The organism is Lactobacillus apis, from assembly GCF_003150935.1.
Taxonomy (GTDB): domain Bacteria; phylum Bacillota; class Bacilli; order Lactobacillales; family Lactobacillaceae; genus Lactobacillus; species Lactobacillus apis.
This window is the reverse complement of the sequence record NZ_CP029476.1, coordinates 1,397,925-1,419,304: the sequence shown is the minus strand read 5'-3', so window position 1 is coordinate 1,419,304 and position 21,380 is coordinate 1,397,925. Positions and strand designations below refer to the sequence as shown.

General features: G+C 37.8%; 20 protein-coding genes and 1 tRNA gene. 18 read left to right on the top strand and 3 right to left on the bottom strand.

The features are described 5' to 3' along the window. Positions 1–238: 238 nt before the first annotated feature. The 10 genes from DKL56_RS06765 to DKL56_RS06720 all read left to right on the top strand — a co-directional run bounded on the left by DKL56_RS06765 (position 239) and on the right by DKL56_RS06720 (position 9,543). Entirely contained in the window at positions 239–526 is a 288-nt protein-coding gene (locus tag DKL56_RS06765) for a type II toxin-antitoxin system HicB family antitoxin (protein WP_109715848.1), read from the top strand. Positions 527–863: 337 nt separating this feature from the next. Then, positions 864–1,430 (top strand): aldose epimerase family protein, encoded by a 567-nt coding sequence (locus tag DKL56_RS06760; protein ID WP_109715847.1) that lies wholly within the window; start codon positions 864–866, stop codon positions 1,428–1,430. 99 nt (positions 1,431–1,529) lie between these two features. Then, on the top strand, positions 1,530–2,627 hold the full coding sequence (locus DKL56_RS06755; RefSeq protein WP_109715846.1) for an LCP family glycopolymer transferase: 1,098 nt from the start codon (positions 1,530–1,532) through the stop codon (positions 2,625–2,627). A 19-nt stretch (positions 2,628–2,646) separates the two neighbouring features. Then, positions 2,647–3,264, top strand: coding sequence for a glycerol-3-phosphate acyltransferase (locus tag DKL56_RS06750; RefSeq protein WP_109715845.1), 618 nt, complete (start codon positions 2,647–2,649; stop codon positions 3,262–3,264). A gap of 40 nt (positions 3,265–3,304) precedes the next feature. Further along, the gene (locus DKL56_RS06745) at positions 3,305–6,280 is read left to right on the top strand and encodes an LTA synthase family protein (protein WP_109715844.1); all 2,976 of its coding nucleotides are present in this window, start codon (positions 3,305–3,307) and stop codon (positions 6,278–6,280) included. A 265-nt stretch (positions 6,281–6,545) separates the two neighbouring features. After that, positions 6,546–7,811 carry a tyrosine--tRNA ligase gene (gene tyrS / locus DKL56_RS06740; RefSeq protein WP_109715843.1) on the top strand — a complete coding sequence of 422 codons (1,266 nt, stop codon included), beginning with the start codon at positions 6,546–6,548 and terminating at the stop codon, positions 7,809–7,811. Between the two features lie 100 nt (positions 7,812–7,911). Next, positions 7,912–8,301, top strand: a complete 390-nt coding sequence (locus DKL56_RS06735; RefSeq protein ID WP_109715842.1) for an NUDIX domain-containing protein — start codon at positions 7,912–7,914, stop codon at positions 8,299–8,301. Between the two features lie 109 nt (positions 8,302–8,410). Continuing rightward, positions 8,411–8,734 (top strand): heavy metal-binding domain-containing protein, encoded by a 324-nt coding sequence (locus DKL56_RS06730; RefSeq protein WP_046307748.1) that lies wholly within the window; start codon positions 8,411–8,413, stop codon positions 8,732–8,734. Between the two features lie 57 nt (positions 8,735–8,791). Beyond that, positions 8,792–8,864: transfer RNA gene (locus DKL56_RS06725), tRNA-Thr, on the top strand. A 25-nt stretch (positions 8,865–8,889) separates the two neighbouring features. Continuing rightward, a complete protein-coding gene (locus DKL56_RS06720) occupies positions 8,890–9,543 on the top strand; it encodes an HD domain-containing protein (protein WP_109715841.1) in 654 nt (217 codons plus the stop codon). On the opposite strand, the gene DKL56_RS06715 is transcribed toward DKL56_RS06720, so the two are convergent. After that, positions 9,544–10,044: a methylated-DNA--[protein]-cysteine S-methyltransferase gene (locus DKL56_RS06715; protein WP_109715840.1), complete on the bottom strand. Its 501-nt coding sequence runs from the start codon at positions 10,042–10,044 to the stop codon at positions 9,544–9,546. Positions 10,045–10,389: 345 nt separating this feature from the next. Between DKL56_RS06715 and DKL56_RS06710 the strand changes: the two genes are divergently transcribed. The 6 genes from DKL56_RS06710 (at position 10,390) to DKL56_RS06685 (ending at position 17,320) form a co-directional block, all read left to right on the top strand. Further along, positions 10,390–11,481 carry a BMP family lipoprotein gene (locus DKL56_RS06710; RefSeq protein ID WP_046307744.1) on the top strand — a complete coding sequence of 364 codons (1,092 nt, stop codon included), beginning with the start codon at positions 10,390–10,392 and terminating at the stop codon, positions 11,479–11,481. Between the two features lie 125 nt (positions 11,482–11,606). Next, the gene (locus DKL56_RS06705) at positions 11,607–12,677 is read left to right on the top strand and encodes a BMP family lipoprotein (RefSeq protein ID WP_074425838.1); all 1,071 of its coding nucleotides are present in this window, start codon (positions 11,607–11,609) and stop codon (positions 12,675–12,677) included. A 78-nt stretch (positions 12,678–12,755) separates the two neighbouring features. After that, positions 12,756–14,291: an ABC transporter ATP-binding protein gene (locus DKL56_RS06700; protein WP_109715839.1), complete on the top strand. Its 1,536-nt coding sequence runs from the start codon at positions 12,756–12,758 to the stop codon at positions 14,289–14,291. Continuing rightward, the gene (locus DKL56_RS06695) at positions 14,284–15,417 is read left to right on the top strand and encodes an ABC transporter permease (protein WP_109715838.1); all 1,134 of its coding nucleotides are present in this window, start codon (positions 14,284–14,286) and stop codon (positions 15,415–15,417) included. Before DKL56_RS06700 ends, DKL56_RS06695 begins: the two co-directional genes overlap by 8 nt. Then, entirely contained in the window at positions 15,417–16,373 is a 957-nt protein-coding gene (locus DKL56_RS06690) for an ABC transporter permease (protein ID WP_046307737.1), read from the top strand. Before DKL56_RS06695 ends, DKL56_RS06690 begins: the two co-directional genes overlap by 1 nt. Positions 16,374–16,381: 8 nt before the next feature. Then, the gene (locus tag DKL56_RS06685; protein WP_109715837.1) at positions 16,382–17,320 is read left to right on the top strand and encodes a nucleoside hydrolase; all 939 of its coding nucleotides are present in this window, start codon (positions 16,382–16,384) and stop codon (positions 17,318–17,320) included. 63 nt (positions 17,321–17,383) lie between these two features. Here DKL56_RS06685 and DKL56_RS06680 read toward each other — a convergent pair whose 3' ends face one another. Both DKL56_RS06680 and DKL56_RS06675 read right to left on the bottom strand, forming a co-directional pair. Continuing rightward, positions 17,384–18,700, bottom strand: coding sequence for a C1 family peptidase (locus DKL56_RS06680; protein WP_109715836.1), 1,317 nt, complete (start codon positions 18,698–18,700; stop codon positions 17,384–17,386). Positions 18,701–18,845: 145 nt separating this feature from the next. Beyond that, the gene (locus DKL56_RS06675) at positions 18,846–19,268 is read right to left on the bottom strand and encodes an Hsp20/alpha crystallin family protein (protein WP_046307732.1); all 423 of its coding nucleotides are present in this window, start codon (positions 19,266–19,268) and stop codon (positions 18,846–18,848) included. Positions 19,269–19,493: 225 nt separating this feature from the next. Here DKL56_RS06675 and greA point away from each other — a divergent pair, with 225 nt between their 5' ends. Together greA and DKL56_RS06665 are read left to right on the top strand one after the other, a co-directional pair. Continuing rightward, positions 19,494–19,955, top strand: coding sequence for a transcription elongation factor GreA (gene greA / locus DKL56_RS06670; protein WP_046308155.1), 462 nt, complete (start codon positions 19,494–19,496; stop codon positions 19,953–19,955). Between the two features lie 76 nt (positions 19,956–20,031). Further along, positions 20,032–21,348, top strand: a complete 1,317-nt coding sequence (locus DKL56_RS06665; RefSeq protein ID WP_109715835.1) for a Y-family DNA polymerase — start codon at positions 20,032–20,034, stop codon at positions 21,346–21,348. The last annotated feature ends 32 nt before the right edge of the window (positions 21,349–21,380 follow it).

Sequence of the window (21,380 nt, the reverse complement as noted above, 5' to 3'; positions counted from 1 at the left end):
TTAAAATAAAACTAAAAAACGTTATTGCATTATTAGCAATAACGTTTTTCTTTGTACATTAAGCAAAAAAACTGTGAAAGCTTTATTTATCAACATTCTAATTGAGAAAAATAGCCAATATAAAACAAAGGAGTAAATAAAAATTTCATAATTTTTTCTTATTTCGCTGTTTTTGGGTATATGATGGTATTAAAGGAAAAGCTATGAACTATAACTAAACGATAGGGAGGTTGGGTAAATGGATCATCGAATTGTTACGTATCCGGCAATTTTTAAGCCGCTAGAAAATGATGTATATGTGATTCACTTTCCAGATATCAAAGGTGGTATCACAGAAGGTGAAGGTCTTCGAGAAGCGATGAAAATGGCTGCTGATACTTTGGCAAGTAGACTATACAATAAGTCAGATTTGCCGAAATGCAGTAAAGCAAGTGAAATAGAGCTTCCTGATGATGGATCCTTTGTTGCACCAGTTTCCGCAGATTTGACAGAGGCATCCCATGATCGGATGAATTACGAGATATAACAAAAAAGCACCCCAGTTGCTTGAGGTGCTCTTTCTTATTAACTTGTTCCAAAAACTAATTATATTCTCGGGAACAATAGTATTATAGTATATTATAACGAGATTTGCTAATAATTTAGGCTGATTTTTTTAAAAAAATCAGTTGATAAAGGTGGTTGAGCGCTTGCAGTAAAAGCTTAACCGACCTTTTTAATATAACTGATATTAGTTTTGTAGTATAATCCTTGCACATTGAATTTCTCAGTTAAACTTAGCTAAAAGCGGGATTCTAAGCTCGAATTGACATTAGTGTTAGTTACATGCTATTTTCTATAAGGGAGAAAGTTTGGAGTAAGCTATGCAAACAATAGAAAGTTCTATTTTGCGTGCTGCTGTCGATGAAAAGGATGCAAAATTAGTTAATTTTGTATCTCAACATGATCAAATTGATTATTTCAAAGATGGCGACATGCAAAAGAAATTAGGAGTTACCTTTTTAGGTGACGGCCAGGGTGAAAATTGGGCGAAGCTCTTGCCTTGGACAGTTGTAGATAAAGGAGACTCGCGGGTCAGTTTGGCCTTAATTGATGATAGTGAAAGCTATAAAAAGTTTCCGTATCATTTTGAAGTGATCTTAACCTATATTCTGGAAGGTAACCGGATTGATGTTAAGTACTACCTCAAAAACAATTCACATAAAGAAATGCCTTTTTCAGTGATGTTCACGTTGCCGATTATTGAGGGCTGGGTTAAAAATAGAAATGTGAATGAGATTGAGTTAAGTAATGATGAAGTTAAATTAAAACTTGCCTCATCAAGTTTTGACCTAGATGTTAAAGACCAGCAAGTTGTTGCTTTACTTGATAAAGCAACACTTGAAGGTGATAGTGATGAAGAATTCACACTAACTTTGACATTAAGCTAGATAATTAATGATTTTAATAAGATAATATAGACAAACCGCAGATGGTTTGTTTTTTGTTATAATGTATTCATTGTATTTAAATTAGGTAAGTAAGAGAATATGGATCACAATCATAATCATCCGGACAAGAGTCGGGTAGAAATACATGTAAAAGATTACAACAAAAAGAAGAAATTGATAGCATGGCTATGTGGATTTATTTTTCTCATAGCCGCTGGTGTTGCTGCTTACTCGTCTTACGTTTATTTTAAAACTAAGAATGCGGTAGACAATACCTATGATAATAATACGCATGTTCAAGTAAAAAACGGCGAATTTAATGGTAAGAAAAAGTTTGCCGTCTTACTAATGGGTACCGATACTGGAGCACTTGACCGTAAGGAAAAGATTGGCAATACTGATACGCTTATCATTGCAGTTGTTAATCCACAAAAAAAGCGCTACTCACTAGTGTCTGTTCCCCGCGATACAATGGCGCAAATGGTTGGTGCTGAGCAGTTCCAAGTCGAAAAAATCAATGCGGCCTATCCAATAGGTGGTGCTAAGATGGCAATGGACAGTGTCTCTGAGCTTGTTAACGTACCAATTAAATATTATGCCCTAGTTAATATGAAAGGTATCATGCGTCTTATTCGCTATGTAGGTGGAATAAATGTCAGACCTACACTTAGTTTTGAATATGGTGGTTATGTTTTCAAGAAAGGACAGCTGACTCATATGGGTGGCGGCGGTGCCCTTGCATATTCACGGATGCGCTACGACGATCCTGAGGGTGATTATGGCCGTCAGGAACGGCAAAGACAGGTCATTACGACGCTTATTAAAAAGGCCGTTTCATTAAACACATTGACACAGCTTGATTCGGTTCTAACTTCAATTTCTGGCAATGTTAAAACTAATTTACCATTTGATTCATTGAAGGAGATTGCCTTTAATTACCGCAGCTCGACTAAGAACGTTAAAAATGACTATCTTCACGGGCATAACGCAATGGTTGATGGTGCATCTTATCAAGTTCAGTCAACTGAAGAGCTTCAACGAATTTCTGACTATCTTCGGGCTGAATTAGGCTTAAGTCCCAAAAAGGTTGATAATAATGAAACTTACCAAAACAAGCGAAATAAGGAACACGGCTTTGATTTCACTGATCTTGCAACGCAGGACTATAGTATCTTTAGTGATTATGAAGGACAATAATAAAAGAAGGTGACGATTAATGACGAGACTGCTTGCCGTTTTAATCGGCTATGCATTCGGATGTATTTTATTTGCCATGCTAGTGGGTCGTTTCTGGCTACATCAAGACCCGACTAAAGTTGGATCTGGGAACCCAGGAACCGCCAACGTTGGTGCCGTTTTTGGTAAAAAATGGGGTATAATTACTTGCATTGGTGATATTTTTAAAACACTAATTTGCTTACTACTTGTACACTATTTTTTAGGAAAAAAGGTAATGTTGACCTATGCAGGTTTAGGACTAATTTTAGGACACTGTTTTCCTTTTTGGGATCATTTTCGAGGTGGCAAAGGAGTAACAGTTGCTGTCATTTTAGCGGCTATTTATGATGTTAAAGCTGCGGCAGTAACGCTTTTAATTGCACTTATTTTGACTATTATTCTTAAGAACTTAACGGTTCCGCCGTTAGTTTTTATTTTATTATTTAGTCTATACGAATTGACTCAACTCAGGGAAGCTGGCATTGTATTATTAATTATTACCTTGATCATGACTTTTAAATTTAGATATGATTTACGGGACTTTTTTACTGGAAAAGGGAAAAAAGTAGATATTTTATACTCAATTAAGAAAAAATTGGGTATAAAAATGCAGTGATTGATAGCATCATTTTTTAGTGAGGACAGATACTAGAAACATGAATAAAAACAAAAAATCGTTAAAAGTCGTGCAGGAGATTTGCATATTAGTAGCAACTCTCTTTATGTTAATTCAAATGTATAGTTTGAAGGGTGTTGCTGCGAGAGCACATTACTCATTCGTGCGTTTTATGCCTAACATGATGCATAACGCAACAATGATGATTGTACCAATGGTTTTTGGTGCAGTTTATAGCAGGAAAAAACAAAGTGTAAGTGAAAGCTTTAAGTATTGGCTGATGGCCTTCGTTACGCTAGTTGTTTATTACGTCCTATTTTTCATTAAGGTACCTGCGCGCTTTAACATGTGGCGTGTTTGGGGGATGTTGTTCCCAATTATTACCAGTACCTCGGTTTTATTTTCTGGCTTGTTTTTCAGTTTACTGGCACAACCACGGATTTATGATTTACAACATAAGCTGACTAAAAAGCAAAACTTACTAGTACTTAGCTTATTAAGTCTTCTTGGCTTTGCCTTGAGTGCCGGAAACTTATCCTTCCAATATTCACTCTATGGTTTATACCTTATTTTGTTCTTTGCATGGGGGATGTTTTTAGCTGGCGTTAAGGTTAATGGTAAGCTCTTTGGTCTAGCTTTATTTAGTGGGATTGCTTCATTCTTTGTTGTTGTAATCGGTGTTTCTGGTTTTGATGCCGTTTACTGGTCACAAATCATTTCCGGCAATGGTGGTGGTGACTGGAACAGAGAATTTTTGAACAATCCATCTTCACCATTTATGCTCCTGATGGTCCTAGCGGCATTCTTATTGTTTAAAAAGGTTATTATGACCTTCAATGAGAAGCAAATGCGTTACTTTATCCCAGTAATCATGTTCATGGATGCGCCAATTTCGACTAGGTTCATGAACGATTTCCGCTTCACTGGCTCATCTGTTGCTAACAAGCTAATCATGATTGTTGTCATGCTGCTTGTTGCTGCAATTTGGGATATGGTACTGGAAAAGTATCTATTTAAATTTAAGCCAGTTACTAAGATAGTTAGGTACTTAGATCATGAAACTAATTTAGCTAAAATTTGTGAAAAAGTTTGGACAAAATTCACTAAATTTATTGTTGCCAACAGAGTTAACTTACTCACTTGGGCTTGGTTCTATGTTTTGAGTTTCGGTTCATTTTTAATTGAATCTGATAACTTAAGAATCCAAATCAGTACTGCAGCGACAATTAATGCGATTGTTTACTTACTTGGCACCAAGTTCTTTGCCATTATTTTAACAACTATCTTCCTTGATGCGTTATTCTCAATTTTCTACTTTGTGACTACACGTTATTGGACATCCAATGTGCTAGTCAGCCTAATTGGAATCGGTTGGGCCATTGCCAATAAGATTAAACTGCTTCTTCGTGGTGAACCAATTTATCCAACTGAAATCAGTGAAATCGTCAATTGGAAGACGCTTTTACCAATGATTGGTAAAACAACAGTTATTGCTATCCTAGTTGCAATTGTAATCGTGATTGCACTGGATGTTTTCTTAGAAATTAAGTTTCCAATTAAGAAACGCGGCTCATGGAAAAAACGTGGTATTTGGGCACTATTGAGTTTAGCGCTATTCATGACACCATTCCGCTTCAACCATGATGGTGGAGTTATTTACCACATTAATCGTGGATTCGATAATAGACAACGCTTTAGAAACCCAGAACGTGATATCCAGGTTAACGGTCCAGTTCTGAATTTCTTAAACTATATTGACTTGCAAATCATGGATCAGCCAGCGACAGGCTACTCCGCTTCGACTATCAAACAGTTGAATGATAAGTATGCTAAAGTTGCTAATAAGATCAATAAAAATAGAAAGAATAAACTTAGTGACCAGACAATTGTCTTTAATCTAAGTGAAAGTTTCGTTGATCCGAATACTTTCCCAACCATAAAGATAGAACAGTCTGCACCAAATCCAGTTAAGTTTATTGAATCAATGAAGTCACGCTCTTCATACGGTACAATGCTTAGTGCTGGTTATGGTGGTGGTACGGCTAACATGGAATGGGAAACCTTAACGGGATTGAACATGGGATTGTTTAAGTCTACTTTGACACCATATGTTCAGATTGTTCCTAACTATAACTTCTATCCAACAATTGGGATGAACTTTGATTACAAGTCAGCGATTCACCCATTTATTGGGACATACTACTCTAGACGTGAAGACTATCGTCGCTTTAAGTTTGATAAGTTCGTCTACACTGGTTCGAAGTATAAAGTTATTGATCAAAAGAAACTTGGTAAGAGTGGCTATAACTCCGACTTTACTACTTATGCTAATGGATTGCAGCAAATTAACGCACGTAAAGATGGCCAGTTCATCAATCTGATTTCAATTCAAAACCACATGCCATATAACAATTGGTATCCACACAACGAATATATGGGTAAGATCTCGGGTGATCTATTCAATACCCCAGCAGTTCGTGAACAAATGGCGACATATGTTAAGGGTACGCAATACACTGATAAGGCAGTTAAGCAATTTATTGGTCAAATTGATAAGATTAAGAAACCAATTACGTTAGTCTTCTACGGTGACCACTATCCAAGTATTATTTCGCAGAGTTACACTGCTAAGTATCCGGTTGAAATGCACTCAACTCGTTACTTCATTTACTCGAATAAGTATGCCCGTGAACATGGTGCCAAAACGCACTTACCACGTAAGGCCAACAATTTCGTAAGTTCAAGTGACTTTATTGCGATGATGCTTGAGCAGACTGATTCAAAGGTTACACCATACCAAGCACTCCTTACTGAAGTTCATAAGAAATTGCCTGCAATTACAATTAACTTCAAGGGTGATAAGGGTTATGAATTAATTGGACGTAAGGGACAAGTAATTGAACCTCAGTACCTAACCAAGGAACAACAAGATCTCTTGGCTGATTATGAAACTATCCAATATGATATGACTGCTGGTAAAGCTTATGGTTTACAAATTAAGGGCTTCTACAAATAGTATCTGGTGTTGACTTATTAGAAAAAAATGAGTATTATTCATTTAGATATTTTAAGTAGCGCTTCAGTTCAGTGTTCAGAGAACTAGCGGTTGGTGTAAGCTAGGCAGGCTGAAGTTTCGCGAAATACATATCGGGTGGTTCCGCTAAAAACCGAACTTGAGGTGCTAATAAGCGCAAACGTGGGTGGTACCACGGCTAAAAAAGTAATTTAGTCGTCCCTGGATTTCTTAGGAAATCCGGGGACTTTTTTATTGGAGGAAAAAGATGGCAAACTTTGATATTTTAGAAGATTTAAAATGGCGTGGAGCAATTAACCAGCAGACAGATGCAGAGGGGCTAGCTAAGTACTTAGAAGAACATGATGACTTAGCACTCTATTGTGGTACTGATCCAACCGGTGATTCACTTCACATTGGCCACCTAATCCCCTTTATGATTTTAAAGAGATTCCAATTAGCTGGTTACCATCCAGTAATTGTTATTGGTGGTGGTACTGGTACAATTGGGGACCCATCAGGCCGTAGTACCGAAAGAGTTTTACTTGATGCTGAAAAGCTTCATCAAAATGAAATTGCTTTGACTAAGCAAATGGAGAAGCTGTTTGGTACTGATAACTTTGAAATTGTTAACAACGCAGAATGGCTAGACAAGCTAAGCTTAATCGACTTCTTACGTGATTACGGTAAACACTTCCAAGTAAACAACATGATTAACAAGGACGTTGTTGCTAGTCGCTTGGAAAATGGCATTTCATTTACTGAATTTTCATACCAGATTTTGCAAGCAATTGATTTTTACCAATTAAACAAAAACCACGGTGTGCAGATGCAAATCGGTGGTAGTGATCAGTGGGGCAACATTACAGCAGGAATTGACCTTATTCATAAGTTGATGGGATCTGATCGTGAAGCATTTGGTTTAACTATTCCATTAATGCTTAAAGCTGATGGAACTAAATTTGGTAAATCAGCTGGTGGAGCAATTTGGCTTGATCCAGAAAAAACCAGTCCTTACGAGTTCTACCAATTCTGGATTAACCAAGACGACCGTGATGTAGTTAAATACCTGAAGTACTTTACTTTCCTGAGTCATGAAGAGATTGATGAGTTAGCAGAACAAGTTAAGACTGAGCCGTGGAAGAGAACGGCGCAAAAGACTTTAGCTAAGGAAGTAACCAAGTTTGTTCACGGTGAAGAGGGATTGGCTGAAGCGGAAATGATCACAGACTCTCTATTCTCTGGTAATGTCAAAGACTTAACTGTTACGCAAATTGAGCAGGGATTAAAGAGCGCACCAACTGCAGAATCAGGCTCGGCTGCTAAGAATATTGTTGACTTTTTAGTTGATACCAAAATCGAATCGTCTAAGCGTCAAGCACGTGAAGACGTTGAAAACGGTGCAATTTACATTAATGGTGACCGTGAACAATCAGTTGATTTTGAAGTTGATCCAGCAAAAGCATTTGATGGTAAGTATGTAATTGTTCGTAAAGGAAAGAGAAAATATACTTTGGTTAATATCAAAGACTAATTATATGAATAAAAGTCTGGTAGATTATGTATCAGACTTTTTTTATAAAGTGAAAAAAGCAGATGTCAAATAGTAGAGATTAAAAATAAGGGGGCTAAAAATGAGAGCACGAGTTGTCTTATATAATCCGGAGTTAAAAGCTATTTTATTAATTCACAGGCTGAAAAACGAGCGCGACTATTGGGTCATTCCTGGTGGCGGTGCAGAAAACAAGGAAACGCCAATTGAAACCGCAATTAGAGAAATCAATGAAGAACTGAAAATTAAGTTGTTACCGGAAAAGCTTAAGCAATTGATTGAAATTGACGATGAGGTATTCTTTTTAACCCAAACTGGGCAAACTAAAGCACCTCAAATTAGTGGGGAAGAAAAAGAACGCTCGAGCACTAAAAATATTTACGAGCCGGCTTGGGTTGGCTTAAAAGATCTCACTACAATTAATTTAATGCCACCAGAAATTGCTAAACAGCTTTTAGAATCTATCAAATAATATGATACTTTTAAGCAATATTTGACAAAATATCAGGCTATAATTCATAATCTATTTAAGGCAATAATTATTTATTGCTATAAATTACCCCGTTTTAGGAGGAAAAGAAATGTCTGAAATATTAGTTACTACTACGGAAAATATTCCTGGTAAAGAGTATGAGATTATTGGTGAAGTTTTTGGCTTAACCACTCAATCTAAAAATGCTTTTAAAGATTTTGGCGCTGGCTTAAAATCAATGGTGGGTGGAGAAATCCGTAGCTACACTAAGATGTTACAAACATCTCGTGAGCAAGCTCTTGAACGCTTACGTCAAGAAGCTGAAGAAAAAGGTGCCGATGCAATCGTGATGATGCGTTTTGACTCGGGTACAATTGGCGGTGACATGCAGTCAGTAGTTGCATACGGTACAGCAGTTAAGTTCGTACAGTAAATAATTAAATTTAGCATCCACTAACTAAGGTGGGTGCTTTTTTGTTAAAATTAATTTGCCGCTTTAGCTCAGGAGGTAGAGCACCGCCGTGGTAAGGAGGAGGTCCTCAGTTCAAATCTGGGAAGCGGCTTAAGACTAAAAAAGGAGTGATTAAAATGGAAATAACAAAGGTAATCGATTTTGTTCAAAAGCAATTAGAAGGTGAAAAAACGGGTCACGATTTTTATCATGGTCAGCGTGTGGCCCACTTAGCAAGTCAATTATATTTACAGGATAATCCTGATGCACACGCAGACAGCCGCATGGTGGCGATTATCCAGACAGCAGGGTATTTACACGATACGATTGATGAAAAGATCTGTGCGGATCCTGAGCAAGTTGTCGAGCAAATTAAGCACTTGCTACCACAGGTTGGCTTTAGTGAGCTTGAAGTAAAGGATATTCTTTTTACCATTCAACATATGTCGTTTTCACAAAATATTGAACACCATTATCAATTACCAGTTTCTGGTGAATATGTTCAAGATGCTGATCGCATTGAGAGCTTGGGTGCAATGGGAATTGCACGCGCATTTACCTATGGCGGTGCTCACGGTAATGTGATTTATGATCCAAAGATTAAGCCTGAAAAACTGGTTAGCCATGATCAATATCGCGAACACACCGAAACCACCATTAATCACTTTTATGAAAAGCTGTTTCAATTAGAAGATTTAATGAATACTGATGGTGGCAAAAAAGAAGCACACAAACGAACTGATTTCATGCGTGCTTTTGTTCAAGAATTTATGGATGAGTGGAATGTTTAACTAATTCTGGCGTTCGAATTGCAGTAAAGCCTTTTTACGTTCAATTCCACCAGCGTATCCAGTCAATGAGCCGTCACTGCCAATTACGCGATGACATGGGACGATTAGTGTGATTGGGTTATGACCAATTGCACCGCCAACGGCGCGCGCTTTATTGGTTTTGATTGCTTGTTTTGCTTGTAGTTTGTCAGAGAGCTCACCGTAAGTGGTTGTTTCTCCATAAGGGACTTTTTGCAATTCATGATAAACTGCTTTTCTAAATGCTGTAACTTCTGGTCTAATTGGAATAACGAAAGGATCAGGGTTCAAACCAGCAAAGTAGTCATTGAGCCAGCGAAGAGCTAGCTTAAGTGGGATGTTTTTAACATCATCTGCTTGGTCCAACTGATAGTTTGCACCGAAAAATTTCTGATCCGCAAACCATAAGCCTAGTAAGGCCTTCTCATCACTAAGTAAGATCATGTCATCTAATTTTGACTGGAAAACTGCTCGATGTAACACTTTAATCACTCCATACTAATAAATTATGAAAACCATGCGGTTTCACCGGATGGTTTTTATTTGCGCATTATATTATTCATTTTAGCGTGCATTAATTTATTTTAATAGCGAACAACTTAAAAGCTCATTTTTTCAAAAGCTAGTTTTAATAAACATAACACAAGTAAAAAAGTTGAAAAAATTTTCCTTGTTATATACAAAGCTCGATGGTTTAAGAGCCAAGCGCTAATTTGACAAAATCAAAAAGGTTGTTACATCAACACTCTATGTTGTATTATGACTTTGACGTGAATACTAAATATTGATATTCTAGTACTAGAAATTATATGGGGGTCATACATAACTATGAAGACTAAAATCAAGAAAATCCTATCCTTTGCTACCGTAACATTTGCGGCTGGTGTTGCACTTACTGCATGTTCCGGTAAAAAGCAGGGTGGAAGTGGTAACTCAACTGATAGCGCAAAGCATTCAATCGCGTTGATTACTGATACTGCGGGTGTTAATGATAACTCATTTAACCAATCCGCTTGGCGTGGCTTTAAGGCATATGGCAAAGATCATAACTTAAAGCGTGGTAAGAACGGCTATCAGTACTTCCAATCGAGTAGTGCAGCTGACTTTGAACCAAACTTTGACCAAGCTAGCAAAGCAGGATACCAAACAATTTTTGGTATTGGTTATAGTCTGAAAGATGCTGTTAGTGCAGCAGCTAAGAAGGACCCTAAGAAGAACTTTGTCATCGTTGATGAAGTAATCAAAGGCCAAAAGAACGTTGCTTCAGCTAACTTCAAGAGTGAGCAAGCTTCATACTTAGCCGGTGTTGCAGCAGCAACTCAAACTAAGACAGGTGTCATTGGTTTCATCGGTGGAGCTCACGGTAACATTATTGATTTGTTTGACGCTGGCTTTACTAAAGGTGTTAACGATCAAGCTAAGAAGTTAAATAAGAAGGTTACACTTCTAAATCAATATGTTGGTAACTTTACAAGTGCTGACAAGGAAAAAGCTATCGCACAATCAATGTATGCTAAAAAAGCTGACATCATCTTCCACGCTTCTGGTTTAGCTGGTAATGGTCTTTTCCAAGAAGCCAAAGCAATCAACCAAAACCGTCCTGCTGATAAGAAAGTTTGGGTTATCGGTGTTGATGTTGACCAATCGTATTTAGGTAATTACAAGAGTAAGGATGGCAAGAAAGACAACTTTGTATTAACTTCAGTAATCACTGGTGTTAATGTTGCTACTCACGATATTGCTAACCGTGCATATAACGGTAAGTTCCCTGGCGGTAAAGAATTAGTTTACGGTTTGAAGACAAACGGTGTTTCCATTACCCGCGGCCATATCGAAGACAAGGCTTGGAAATACTCACGTGACGCACGTCAACAAATTATTGACGGTGAAATCAAAGTTCCAATTCACCCTTCAAAATAGTTCGATTTTGGAATAACAAAAGTTTTTATATGCAAAGTCGAATAGATTCATCTTGTCTTTTTACGTATTTTATAATAAAGTAATAGATGAAAAGTTCGTATTTTTGTGGAGGATAAAAACTAACAATGGGTAAAAAACTTGCGAGACTTTTGTCATTAGGAACTGTGGCTGCTTCAATTACTTTATTAATGAGCGGTTGTTCTGGAAAGAAACAGAATTCAACCGGTGAAAGTAAAAAGAATAGCATCGCCTTAATTACTGATAGCAACGGCGTAAACGACCAATCTTTCAACCAAGCTGCCTGGGAAGGCTTTAAAGCTTATGGTAAAGAACAAGGTCTTAAAAAAGGAAGTGGCTATCAATACTTCCAGTCAAACAGCGCAACAGACTATACGCCTAACTTTAACCAAGCGGCTAAATCAGGCTACAAAACTATTTTTGGCATTGGCTACTTATTAAAAGATTCGGTTAGCGAAGCTGCCAAGAAAAATCCAAAGAAGAATTTTGTAATTGTTGATGACGTAATCACCGGGCAAAAGAATGTTGCTTCGGTAACTTTTAAGAGCAACCAAGCTTCATACCTTGGTGGTGTAGCTGCTGCTTACTCAACTAAAACTAACAAGGTCGGTTTTGTTGGTGGGGCTAAGTCAACCATTATTGAAAGCTTTGAAAATGGCTTTAAACAAGGTGTTGCAGATGCCGCTAAGGCAATGCATAAGAAGATAACAGTTGACGCACAATATGTTGGTAACTTTACCTCAACAGATAAAGCGAAATCAATGGCACAATCGATGTACGCAAACAAGTGCGATATTATCTTCCAAGCTGCTGGTTCAGCCGGTAACGGTGTTTTCCAAGAAGCCAAAGCTCACAACCAAGCACATGCTGCCAGTCAAAAAGTTTGGGTAGTTGGTGTCGACGTTGACCAAGAAAACATGGGACAGTATAAAGACAAAGATGGCAAAAAAGACAACTTTACTTTAACTTCTGTTTTAAAGGGCTTGGACGTTGCAACTAAATCTTTAGCAGATGATGCGGTTAAGGGTAAGTTCCCTGGTGGCAAGCACCTTGTTTATTCTTTAAAGGGTAACGGCGTTTCAGTTACAAAGGGTAATTTATCATCAAAAGCTTGGAGTGCAGTTCAGAAATCTAGGGCTGATATCTTAGCTGGTAAAATTACTGTAGCCGGAGATTAATCGCAAATAATCAAGTAATAGGAAACTCTTTGTGTTTTAATATACAAAGAGTTTTTTATAGAAAGAAATATAAGCAAAATGGAAAATACGACGAATGTAATCGAGATGAAGCATATTGTCAAAGATTTTAATGGCTTTAAAGCAAATAATGACATTAATCTAACTTTGCGCAAAGGAGAAATCCTAGCTCTTCTTGGTGAAAATGGTGCTGGCAAGTCAACCTTGATGAGTATTTTGTCTGGTTTGCTAATGCCAACTTCTGGTGAAATTGATGTTCGTGGTCAAGAAGTTGAAATTAAAAATCCGACTGTTGCCAAGAACTTAGGAATAGGAATGGTTCACCAGCACTTTATGTTGATGGAATCATTCACGGTTTTAGAAAATATTATTTTAGGTCATGAAATCACTAAGGGACCAAAGCTAGATTTTAAAAAAGCGCAACAACAAATTGAGGAGTTATCGCAACGCTATAATTTGAACATTGACCCTAAAAAGAAGGTTAGTGAAATTACGGTTGCACAGCAACAACGAGTAGAAATCCTTAAGGTGCTCTACCGTGGTGCTGATATCATGATTTTTGATGAACCAACTGCCGTTTTGACCCCGCAAGAAATCACGGAATTTATTCAAATTATTAAAGAACTGGCTAAAGAAGGTAAGTCAATCATTCTGATTACGCATAAGCTTGAAGAAATCAAGCGTGCTGCAGATCGGGTTACGGTTATCCGTGCAGGTAAGAGCGTTGGTACTTTTGATGTTAGCGGTGTAACTAATAACCGCTTGGCTGAATTAATGGTCGGCCGTCACGTTAACATGAAGCTGGATAAGCCTAGTGCTGAAGTAGGGAAAACTACACTTAAAGTTAATGACCTTAAGGTTAAGAACAAGCAAGGTATTCTCGCATTAAAGGGATTGTCATTTGACCTGCGTGCTGGTGAAATTTTGGGTGTTGCCGGGATTGATGGCAACGGACAAGATGAATTAGTACGAGCTTTGACAGGGATGCAACATGTTGATTCTGGCAAGATAAGCATTAATGATGAAGATATGACCAATCAAAAGGTACGAAAAATCACCGAAAAGGGTGTTTCGTACATTCCTTCTGATCGGCAAAAATATGGTTTAATTTTGCCATTTTCAATCTCGGATAATTTGGCGTTACAGAATTATTATCATCAACCGTATTCAAGTCACCATGTAATGCACTACGATTTAATTCATCAACATGCTGATGAGTTGATTAAAAAGTTCGATATTAGAACGACTGGTAGCAGTTTGCCAGTAAGTGACTTATCAGGTGGTAATCAACAAAAGGTAATTATTGCACGTGAATTAGATCTCGACAGTGATTTGATTATTGCCTTTCAGCCTACTCGTGGCCTTGATGTTGGTGCAATTGAATATATCCACCAGCAACTCTTGCTTGAACGGGCAAAAGGAAAAGCAATTTTGCTAATTTCTTATGAATTAGATGAAATTATGCAATTGTCTGATCGAATTATTGTTCTTCATAATGGCGACATTTCTGGTGAAGTTAAGCCGGAAGAAACAAGCGATGAAGAATTAGGCTTGTTAATGACTGGCATTAAGAAAGAAGGCAACGCTCTTGCTTAAAGTAACACCAAAAACGAAAAAAATCTTAGTACCACTAATTTCTATTTTTGCTGGTTTTCTAGTTGGTGCATTGATTATGTTGATCTGGAGCTATAATCCGTTTGAAGCATATTCATCAATGTTCTCTAGTGCTTTAGGCAACATGAATGGAATTGGTGAAACAATCCGTGAAGCGACGCCGCTTATTTTTACTGCAATTGGCTTTGCCATTGCTTCAAGTGCTGGCTTCTTTAATATTGGTTTGCCTGGTCAGGCACAAGCTGGTTGGTTAACCTCAATTTGGATCGTACTTGCTAATCCAAACATGCCAAAAGTTATCTTACTGCCATTAGCAGTTATTGCCGGTGCCCTTGCTGGTGCTGCTGTAGCTAGTGTTGCCGGTTGGCTGCGTGCACAATTTGGAACAAATGAAGTTATTACTACTATCATGCTGAACTACATTGTGCTCTATTCCTGCCAGTACTTGATGCAACAAGTTATGTCTAGCAAATTGAGAATTGATACCGACACAACTAAGACAATTACTGCTAACGGTAGTTTGAAAATTGATTGGTTGAGTTCAATGTTTGGCGATTCTAGAATTAACGCAGGTATTTTCTTAGCCTTAATTGGTGTTTTCGTTTACTGGTACTTAATGAAAAAGACAACAACTGGTTTTGAGATTCGCTCAGTTGGTGCTAACCCTTATGCGAGTCGCTATGCCGGAATGTCAACGAAAAAGAATATTATCTACTCAATGCTTCTTTCAGGTGGCTTTGCTGGCTTAGGTGGTGTTGTTCAGGGACTTGGAACTTACCAAAACTACTTTACCCAGACTACTAGTTTGGACATTGGTTGGGATGGTTTGTCTGTTGCGCTACTTGGTGGCGGAACTGCAATCGGTATCTTGCTGGCAGCCATTTTGTTCTCAATTTTGAAAATCGGTGGCCTAGGAATGCAAACGATAGCAGGTATTCCTTATGAAATAGTTTCAATTGTAATTGCGGCAATTATTTTCTTCGTAGCAATTCAATATGTCATTGGGCTTCTATTTAAGTCCCGCAAAGCATCAGTTGAAGAGCCTGAACAAAAGACAGACGGCACTAATACTGCAAATACAACGTCAACTGAAGGAGGACAAAGGTAATGAATTTAGTTGGAATATTATCTTTATTGGTTTCGTCAACTTTTGTTTACTCTACGCCACTAGTTTTTACAGCTCTAGGCGGGGTTTATAGTGAAAACTCTGGTATTACTAACGTCGGTCTTGAAGGTATCATGACGATGGGCGCTTTTTCTTCAGTTGTCTTCAATCTGACCTTTGCTTCAACTTTTGGTAAGTTGACACCATGGTTAGGTTTACTAGTTGGCGGCGTTGTTGGATTGCTATTTTCACTATTGCATGCTGTAGCAACGATTAATTTCCACGCTGACCACGTAATCAGTGGTACTGTGCTTAACTTAATGGCACCACCACTAGGCGTCTTTTTGGTAAAGGCAATTTATGATAAAGGTCAAACTGAAAATATTACTCAAAGCTTTGGTTACTTTAGTTTTCCTGGTCTTGCTGATATTCCAGTCATTGGACCAATTTTATTTAAGAACACCTCTGCTCCTGCTTGGGTAGCAATTATAGTTTCAATTATCCTTTGGTGGGTATTGTATAAAACGCGCTTTGGTTTGCGTTTACGTGCCTGTGGTGAAAACCCACAAGCAGCCGACACAATGGGTGTTAATGTCTATGGGATGCGCTATGCTGGTGTTCTGATTTCTGGCTTTTTAGGCGGAATTGGTGGTGCTGTTTTTGCTCAAGCAATTTCCGGTAACTTTTCAATTTCGACCATTGTAGGTCAAGGATTCATGGCTTTAGCAGCAATGATTTTTGGTAAATGGAACCCAATTGGTGCGATGCTTGCATCACTGTTCTTTGGTTTTGCTCAGAGTATCAGTATTATTGGTAATCAATTACCATTTTTCAACCATATTCCATCCGTTTACATGCAGATTGCACCATATGTAATCACGATTGTGATCCTAGTTCTGTTCTTTGGTAAGTCAGTTGCACCAGCTGCTGATGGTCAAAATTATATTAAGTCGAAATAAGGAGAAAAATGAAAGAATTCTATTTCAATCACGATGGTAATATCGATGATTTAGTATCATACCTATTGTTTTTACAAGCACCAGAAATCAAGTTGCTTGGTGTTGGTGCAATCGATGCCGACGGTTATGTTGATCCATCAGTTGAGGTCTGCCGTAAGTTAACCGATCGTTTTAATACGCGCGGTGATAAGCTAGAAGTTGCTAAGTCAAATTCACGTGCTGTTAACCAGTTTCCTGAAGCTTGGCGGACAGCATCGTACTCTTTCAATTCATTACCAATTCTCAATGAATCAGGCAAAATGGTTACCAAGGAAGCAGACCAGCCTGCTCACTTAGACATGGTCACTAAGCTCGAAAATGCTACTGCGCCTGTAACTGTTGTTATGACAGGTCCATTGACTGACTTGGCTCGTGCCCTAGATGCTGCGCCTGAAATTGAATCAAAAATTGAAAAACTTTATTGGATGGGTGGCTCTCTTGATGGTCACGGAAATGTTGTCCAAGTTAATGCAGATGGCACACAAGAATGGAATGCATTCTGGGATCCATACGCTGTTGAGCGTGTACTAGCTTCAAATATTCCAATGGAAGTCATTGGCCTAGAAAGTAGTGAAGAACTACCGCTAACAAATGAATTGAAGATGCACTGGGCAGGTTTACGCAAGTATCCAGCTGTTGATTTAGCTGGTCAAGCTTATAGTCTTCTGGTTAATCCACCAATTCAAACAGCTCAACTATACTTTTGGGATATTTTAACTGTTATCAGTGCACTTTATCCTGAAGTTGTTTTAACAGCAGAAAAACGTAAGGTAAAAGTCATCACTAAGGGAACTGCTGCTGGCCGAATGGAAGAAGATCCAAATGGCCGTGAAATAACTTTAGTAACTAAAGCAGACAAAGATTTATTCTTCAAGAAGTTTGACGAATTACTTATGCGTGCAAAATAATAAACAAAAAAGAGTGAAGTTCATAATTTGGAACTTCACTCTTTTATTTTGCCTATTTTTAGTTTAAGCGATTGAATCCCAAGCAGGAAGATCTGTAATTGGGCCTTCTGCCAAGGCAAGTTGTTCAGAAGTTAAGTACTTCTTGTGTACGACAACTTCGTAGACGTAGTCCTTGAACCAGTCATTATTCATAACGAAGAAGCCCTTGTCACCGTTTTGTTCGCCCCATGAGTTTTCAACTTTCCATTGACGAATGTGACCGTTATCTTCATCAACACCGACTAGCGTCATAGCGTGAGTAGCTGAACCAGCACCAGTACGCAATCTGTCAGCCTTAGACATTGTTAAATCAACGCCAAACAACTCGTTGAATTTGTATAGATTGTTATCAAGGTAACCTGCCTTACGGTCACTTTGTATACCAACATCATTACCAAACCAAACAGCTTCACCGTCTTTTAATTGGTTAACTGCGTAAGTTTCCAAAAATTCCATTGGCAAGTTTAGGAACTTGATGCGGCAGACACCTTCAACATTGTCAGCGAATGGTAAACCATAGAGCTTGTTGTATTCATGATCAGGTGCATTTGTTAATACAACGTAGTCATCAAAGTCAACATCGCCCATGTACTTGTGCAAAAATTCGAGTGGGGTTAAGTCTTTATCTAAGTGATATTTCTTATCGTCATCACGATATTCCAAATCGAATTTCTTTGGTGGTTCACCAACGGCAATTGCTGTCATTTGGTAAACTTCACCTAAAAATTGTTCACGTGCTTTTTCGACTTCTTCGTCTTTTCCTTCTTGCTTTAATTTACGCAAAACCAAAGCGTCTTTCTTCAACTTGTCACCCAAAGCCTTACCCAGGGCACTGGTGTTATTAGCGTTGAAACTTTCAGGCATTGCATAAGAAGGTACAACACCGTATTTTTCAATCAAAGCAGCTCCCATGTGGAAATGACCACCATCTTGACCGGCACCTTCTAAAATAGCTCTAACTGTCCGTGAGTTGAGGGGCTTGTCTGCTGTGTCCAAAATGTTGTCATAAAAAATGTTTGCACGCTCGATTTTGTCCCAGAAGAAGTTATAACTTTGTGAGAAAGTAAAATTCTTACAGTTATGCTTTTTACCAAAGTTGTGGCGCAAAATATTTAATGTGGCGAATTCCCAGCAACGACCAGATTGACGCTGATTAGTAACATTTTCTGTGTCTAATTCTGTAGAGAAAACACGAGTTAGTTCACCTTGTACACGTTCATTGTAAGCAGCAGCTAACACACCACTTTTTTGCGTTGCACGTGCAACTACTTGATTTTTAGGGTTTTGATTAAAATTGTCCGTAAACTTTTCTAGTTCTTGGACAGTAACTTGATGTCCCATAGATAATTCTCCTTTTTTAATCTAATTTTAAATTACTTTCTATTTTAAGCTAAAAGAAAAGTGGGTTCAATAGCTGAACCCACTTTAGAGAATTATTTGTATTGGCAACTTATCTAGAACTTCTTGCAATTAAAATATAAATAAGCTAATCAATTTGAATTGAATTATCACTTTGATCAGAACTTTGTTTTGGTAAAGTAATAGTCAATACACCATTATCATACTTTGCACTGATCTCACTTGCAACTACATTTGGTAATCTAAAGCTACGAGAAATGTGACCATCGATTCTTTCACGATGAATAAGGCTGTTGTCCTTGGACATATCTTTAAATGATTTTCTTGAGCCTGAAACGCTTAAAATACCATTATTGTAGCTTAGATTAATATTGCTCTTATCCATTCCTGGCATATCAACTTTAATCACATATTCTTTATCGTTTTCAATTACATCTGATTGCATTAATTTGGCAACATTAGTATCGTCAAAAAACTTTCTAGGAAGATCAAACCAATCATTCATTGCATCAAATAAGTCATTACGACGATTCATCATATCATTTGCCATAATTTAAAACTTCCTTTCAATTTTTTGTTTTCAATTTAGTTAAATATGTAAGTGAAGACTTTCATTTCTTCCTTACAATTAATATTATAGTACCATTATTCGAAAAGTGAACAACTTTTTAGCACTTTTCTTCGTCGAGTGCTAAAAATCGAAGGAAAATGCTGATATATCAAGGAAAAAACTTGTGGAAAATTTTTATAAAAAAGTAAAAAAGGAGATAAAACTTTGGTTTATTATCAGAAAATGACGCCAACAGGCTACCAAAAAATTGAAGAGGAAATTGCTCGTTTAAAAAAGGACCGACCAAGACGAATCAAAATTTTGCAGGAGGCCCGATCACTTGGTGATTTATCGGAAAATACCGAGTATACAGAGGCTAAGAGAGACTTGGGGCACCTGCAAAGTCGTTTGCGCTACCTTGAAAAGCAATTGAAGTATGCTGAAGTAATTGAAAAGAACGATGATGGCAAAGTTGATTTAGGTAAAACAGTAACGCTTCGTTTTGATGATGATGAAGAAACAGAAAAGTATCAGATCGTTGGACGAATGGAAGCTGATATTGCCGAAGGCAAAATTTCCTTTGACTCACCTTTGGGCCAGGCAATAAATAAAAAAGAAGCTGGCGCAGTAGTAAATGTGGCAGCCCCTGCGGGTGAATACCAAGTGACAATTCTTGCAGTCGAATAAAAAATTCTTGCCTAACCGAACTTGCGTTTGTATAATTTATAATACAAACAAGAGTTCGGAATGGAAGTGGTAAAAAATGTATGATTATCGTTATGAACCTCATAATGTTGTGTTTATGATTGATAATAAATCGTTTTTTGCTAGCTGCGAAGCAATTGAATTAGGTCTTAATCCAATGAAGGCGGTATTGGCAGTTGCGTCTCATCAGCAAGATGAGGAAAGTTACGGTTCTGGCTTAATCATGGCTGCTTCGCCCTTAGCTAAGGCAAAATATGGTCTAAATAATGTAATGCGGGTTCGTGATGTTCCTAGCAAAAAAGAGGCACCTGACTTAATTTTGGTGCCTCCGCATATGAACTTATATATTAGGCGCAGTACGCAGATACTTGAAATCTTTCGTCAATTTGCGGCTGATGAAGATATTCATCCCTATTCCATTGATGAAAGCATGATTGACATGACAAAATCGTGGCATCTATTTGGCGATGATCCATATTTAGTTGCACGTAAGATACAGCTTGAGATAAAAAATAAACTTGGTTTCTATACCACATGTGGAATAGGGGAAAATCCATTATTGGCTAAATTATCAATGGATATCTCAGCTAAGCATCGTCACTCAATGATTGACTATTGGCACTACATTGATGTTCCAGATACTATCTGGCAGATTAAAGACATGGAAGAAGTTTGTGGTATTGGCAAACGCACAGCAAAGCATTTGCGCCGGCTTAACATTAATAATATGTATGAACTAGCACATTCAGATCCTGCAATTCTAAAAAAAGAGTTTGGCGTAATGGGCGAGCAGTTATTTGCAATGAGTTGGGGGGTTGACCGAAGCATTATTAGAGAACAGTATTTTCCAAAAATGAAGAACTATGGCAATTCACAAATTTTGACAAGAGATTATACGGATCAGCGTGAAATAGAGATTGTCTTGCGTGAAATTAGTGAACAAGTGGCAGCTCGGATTAGATCACATAGAGTGCAGACGGGATGCATTAGCCTAATGGTGAACTTTTCAAAATATCGGCTTAAGGGCAAACGAAAATGCTTTAACGTTCAGCAAAAAGTTTGTCCAACTAATGATAATGATGCAATTGCAGCAGAAGTGCTTGCCCTTTTTCGCAAAAATTGGCGTGGAGAAAGGGTTCGTGCTTTAGGGGTGAGTTGTGGTGATTTGCATCCCGATAATTACCAACAATTGACCTTCTTTGTGCAACCAAGTCAACAGATTAAAAAGAAAAAAATTGATCAAACAGTTGATCAAATAAGACAAAAATATGGTTTTACAAGCTTAGTCAAGGCGTCAAGTCTGCTTCATGGCGCAACTGCAATTAAACGTAGTAGCTTGGTTGGAGGCCATAATGGCGGTAATGCTTACGATTAGTGCTTAGCCTTTCTTAAATGAAAAATCGTGCT